The sequence below is a fragment of the Pedobacter sp. 01T416_2 genome (assembly GCF_056398925.1).
In genome coordinates this window covers 1-4,964 of record NZ_JBFTQI010000441.1, presented here as the reverse complement: position 1 = coordinate 4,964, position 4,964 = coordinate 1, and the positions used below count along the sequence as shown (strand labels likewise).

The 4,964-nt window shown below is 38.2% G+C and carries 4 protein-coding genes; 1 reads left to right on the top strand and 3 read right to left on the bottom strand.

Annotated elements, in window-relative coordinates; all coding sequences use genetic code 11:
• The 3 genes from AC1DPQ_RS17450 to AC1DPQ_RS17440 all read right to left on the bottom strand — a co-directional run.
• Nucleotides 1-1,652, bottom strand: a 1,652-nt coding sequence (locus AC1DPQ_RS17450; RefSeq protein WP_477610374.1) for a SusC/RagA family TonB-linked outer membrane protein, incomplete at its 3' end; no start/stop codon positions are given.
• Between the two features lie 505 nt (nucleotides 1,653-2,157).
• Nucleotides 2,158-2,826 carry a DUF3826 domain-containing protein gene (locus tag AC1DPQ_RS17445; RefSeq protein WP_477610373.1) on the bottom strand — a complete coding sequence of 223 codons (669 nt, stop codon included), beginning with the start codon at nucleotides 2,824-2,826 and terminating at the stop codon, nucleotides 2,158-2,160.
• Nucleotides 2,827-2,836: 10 nt separating this feature from the next.
• Nucleotides 2,837-4,471 carry a fucose isomerase gene (locus tag AC1DPQ_RS17440; protein ID WP_477585227.1) on the bottom strand — a complete coding sequence of 545 codons (1,635 nt, stop codon included), beginning with the start codon at nucleotides 4,469-4,471 and terminating at the stop codon, nucleotides 2,837-2,839.
• A gap of 223 nt (nucleotides 4,472-4,694) precedes the next feature.
• Between AC1DPQ_RS17440 and AC1DPQ_RS17435 the strand changes: the two genes are divergently transcribed.
• A partial coding sequence (locus AC1DPQ_RS17435) for an AraC family ligand binding domain-containing protein (RefSeq protein ID WP_477610372.1) occupies nucleotides 4,695-4,964 on the top strand: 270 nt, incomplete at its 3' end.

The following is a 4,964-nucleotide window of genomic DNA, read 5'->3' as shown; positions in this document are numbered from 1 at the left end:
CCCTCTGATTGATCGAAAGCAGCTAGCACATTCAAGCTATGTTTTCCAAATGTCCTGTCGTAACTTAGTGATGCAATAGCCTGATAACTTGAAGATGAGTTTGTGCCCGAAGAGAGCTGCGTATTTGCAGCACCTACTGCAGTTATTGTACTTACAACTTCATTGGTGTAAAGTAAATTGTTTTGTCCGGTTGTTTTGAAATTATAAACGGTGTATGGTGGCACGTATTGGCCACTTGTACCGCTTCGGTTATTTTTGCCAAATTGCAGGCGCCCGGTTAAACCTGGTATAAATTTTGGTTTATAATCAACAGAAGCATTTAGCGCCAGTCCTTGAGATTTATCGAAAATATTATTTCCTGAATTTACAACAGCAAGCGGATTGGTATTGCTATTGTAATTAATTGGTTTGCCATCAATTTGAATCGGCACCCATTTAGGTGTTGTAATCAACTGTTGGAAAAAAGCTTGATCGTTTTCTCCGCCATTTTTATAAGTATCACTTGTCTTTTTCGAAAAATCTGCACTTAAGGTAACAGTAGCTGTTAATCCATCGATAATTTTAGCATTCATACCCGATCTGAAAGCATATTTACTGTAGTTAATACCACCGTAGTTACCAGATTCATCATAATAATTTCCTCCGGCGAAAAAGGTGATGGCTTCAGACCCTCCAGAAACATTCATATTATGCCGGTTTACCTTAGAAACCTTCCATAATTCGTCAAACCAGCCTTTAATACTGCTGTTTTTCAGTTGTTCTAAATCTGCAGCAGAAAACATAGAAGAAGTTGGCGAATTTGCAATTCTATAACCGTCATTTAGCAGCTGGGCATGCTCGTATGCAGAAAGCATATCTACATTTGCTGCATTATCCGAAAAGCCTAAAAACCCGGTATAACTGATTTGTGGCTTTCCTCTTTTTCCTTTTTTAGTAGTAATTAAAACTACTCCCTTTGCACCCGATGCGCCATAAATAGCTGCTGAAGCATCTTTTAGGAAAGAGATATCTTCAACCATAGTTAGATCTAAATTATCGAAATCATCGCGGGTAACTGTAATCCCATCAATTACGTATAATGGTTCGGTAGTCGCGCCCAGTAAGGCCGATTGTTCTGATCTTGATGCTCCTCTTATATTAATGGTAACCGAAGAACCAGGTTTGCCTGAAACAGAGTTAACACCAACACCAGCAATCTTATTCCGAAGTGCAGCAGCAATGTTCGGCACAGGTAAATCCTGAATTTCTTCAGCCCTGATATTGGCCACTGAACCTAAAATCTCACTGCGTTTCTTCGTTCCATAACCAATAACAACAACGGCATCCTGATCTAAATTCTGACTGTCTTCTACAAAATTTACCGTTAAACTGGTTTTTCCGACCAGTGGAATAGTTTGCCTGATAAAGCCAATATAAGAAAATACTAATGCGTCGGTGGCAGGATCGGCGATCAATGCAAACTCACCTTTATCATTGGTACTTACGTTGTTAGTTTTGCCGCGTATCCCGACAGTTACACCCGGAATGGGTTGCCCGTCTTTTTTGTCTACCACCTTACCGGTAATCTGTTTTTGTTGCGCAAAAACAGCGGCACATGTGAATAACATGAGCACTAAAACCCATGAGGTTTTTCGTAAAAATTTTGAGTTCATATTTGTTATTTGGTTAGTTTTTTTACTAATACAGCTAATCTGATATCAATCATGCATTGAGTTTGATTAATTTCATTAGCATATATAAGCTGTACAGGCAATTGCTATACAGTTTATTCAATAGTGTTTCCGGTTAAGGATGGGTTTGTTTGTATTTGCTTTTACAGCATGCTAGTTAGGCATAAGAATTAGACAGCGTTATTTTAAAAATCTATCTAACATTAATTGTCTTTGTGGTGGCTCATATTTTTGTTTTTAGATTAAAAAATTATTGGTTAGAAAGTATATTTTAACTTTACATTAATGAAGGAATATCAATTTTTCAAACAAAATAGCAACGGTTATTGTATAATTTTATCAATTAAAGATTAACCTTTTCTCTATAAGCTATTTAGTGATTTTATTCACAATACAATATAAGTATAAATTCATATATAAATGAAATATTCTTGAATAAAAAAATATAAAAAATAATGGAGCGTTTAAATACGCTCCATCAGCCATGCTAGTTTGTTTGCGCTTTTGCTTTTCTCCTTTTCTCCCACTCTGCTCCTTCTTTCTTCAGATCGTATCCGGCAGCTGATAAGTAATTGTTAATGCGTCCTTTGTATTTACCAAACCATGCATGCTTTTTATCTGATGATTCTGCATCCATAGCATGTTCACGTGCTTCGGTAAGCCAGATCAGGATCTGTTTTTTCTGATCTTCGGTCAGCGTTAAAATTTCTTCCTGATAAGCTTTGTAAGTGATGGGCAATACATTATAGGTCATACCGTTTTTAACCAGCTCAACCTGCTCATTAGTTAGTTGCGCAGAAAGTTTGCCGGTGTATTTTTTATGGAGTTTAGCTAATGATGTTTCTACCACACGGCTATCCTTAGCAAGGGCTGAATCGCGTTCTACTTTATTGTCTTTGTTTTTTTCTTTAATTGCTTTAACACGAATGTCGCGCGCGGCATAGATGTCGTTTAAATTGCTATATTGATCTCTGATGATTACCGTCACTTTTTCGGTTTTCTTCGCATCTGTAATTCCAAGATTGGCAACAATTTTAGCCGAACGCTCGGTAATCATTTTCACATAGGCTTCTTTATCGTTCACAGGATTGTTCTGAGCAAAAATTGCAGTAATGCTCGAGAAGGTTAACAGTAAGGCTAAAATTGATGATTTCATGTCTTTATATTTAAATTGTATTTATTTTTTTTAGGTTCACATCTCCGCAAAAGTGCACTTTTAAGCCAAGTTCATCCATTGCAGCTGCTTTAATGCGGCAAGCTTCGTGCGCTCCGGCTTCATAATTGGTATAAACCACCTGAATATGGTTAGCTTTATGTCTGGCCATCAACTGATCGCGGCTCACGCCTTTCAAAATGGCATGCATAATTGGCCATTCGGGTGTTGTTCCGTCCCAACGTCTTTTGGTTTCGGCCGCAGGCAAAGCTACTACTTCTCCAACGCCCAAATCGCAATGTAATTCGTTATCCATTACATAAACTCGGCTCCAAACAATGAAACCTGGTTTACTGATGCCTTTTAACGATCCACCACCTAAACGGAAATACATAGCTGGCTGCCTATCGCTGCTTGCTCCGGCATAACCATCAATAAAATGTGCAGGTGGTGCTGCTCCAGAGATTAAAAACAGCCAAACAAAACCGTCTACATCATCATTTTTGTAATATTCACCCCAACGGATGTCATGAAGGGTGTTTTCTCCGGTCATTCCTAATTCTTTCCAAAGATTGTAGGTTACCAGGGCATCTAAACCGGCACATTCGTCTACCTCGTTAAAATGTGGTAAAGCCCGTTTTGGGTAAAGTTCTTTACCATCTACAGAAAATGCCGGCGGACGGTCTTCGTTATTTAATAAACCCTCTACTAAATCGCTGGCTACAGTTAAATCTTTCAATCCYTGCTGATACTGGATTCCAATGGTATCGCAGCTAAAATGATCAGCAATCCTCAGGGCGGCGATATACATTTTACACTGTTCGAGGGTTTGGTTTTTAGTTAATTGTGTCTCCTCTTCAGTTCCCCAGTTAAAGGTCATTCCTTTTTGCAAAAGCCAATCTAAAACAGCCTCTGCTTCACCATTGGTAACCTGCAGCATACCTGCATATAATGCCGATTGACTTAAACGCTCTTTAAAGAAACCGGTTTTGTGCAGCAGTTCGTCAGGAATGATAGCATTGTACATACCCATGCAGCCTTCGTCAAACACGCCCATGATCACTTTTCGCTCTTTTAAGCTTTTGGCAAAAGTTCTTCCTTTCTTGTCGTCGCTTAGTGGGATCTTACTTAAGGCAAAACTTTTTACATGACTTTGATCGTAACTGACCTTGCCGGTTGTGAGCCATTCTTGCAGGCCATCGGTAAAAAAATCATCCGTAAAATTTTCACTCCATAAAGTACTATATGGAATTGCCGCTTTGGTTAAGCAACCGTTCAGATTTAACATGCCTACCAAACCAGGCCATTGTCCGCTCCAGTTGGCTACGGTTAGTATCGGGCCACGATGTGTGGTAAGCCCTGCAAGTACATGATGTGAGTATTGCCAAACACTTTCTGCTACAATTATAGGTTGGTTGGGATCAATATTTCTAAAGATATCCATACCCATTCTTTGCGAATCGATAAAGCCATGTTTTTTTGTTGAATTGTATGAATGGGCACGTTTAACTTTCCAGCCAAATTGTTCGATGGCTAAAGTTAATTTTCGCTCCATTTCGACTTGAGCAGCCCAGCAATTTTGATTTGCTGAAAGCCGTAGATCGCCACTTGAAACCAGTAGAATTTCTCCTTGTTTACCTTGTCTCATAATTTATTAATGAACAAATAATTTATATAAAAATAATTTGTCAGCTTATATTTTGGTTACGCCTATATGGCTATATACAAAACTCAACAATGAAAAACACTATTTTCTGATAGTTTTTATCAAATTAATATAGGATGTTATCATTAAACTCGTTAACTTTAGACCGCTGTGGTATAATTTGTAGAATATTGTAATACAGCCCTAACCAAATATTTATTTTTACATGAAACCTCATTTTCATAAAGTTCCAATTACCTTACAAAGTTCCTTTAGTATCCGTCATGATATCAAACCCGATTTTGGGAATATCTGGCATTATCATCCTGAGCTAGAACTGCATTATGTAATCAAAGGAGAAGGCGTTCGTTTTATTGGTGATAACATCAGTAATTTTGTGCCAGATGAGATGGTGCTATTAGGCGAAAATCTGCCTCATACCTGGCGTTGTAAAGATGAATACTTCCAGAATAACCCCGATCTTACAACTGAAGCC

Bases quoted from the DNA above. Each gene is read 5' to 3' on its own strand.
- AC1DPQ_RS17445 (WP_477610373.1), bottom strand. From the start codon at position 2,826: ATGAAATCATCAATTTTAGCCTTACTGTTAACCTTCTCGAGCATTACT.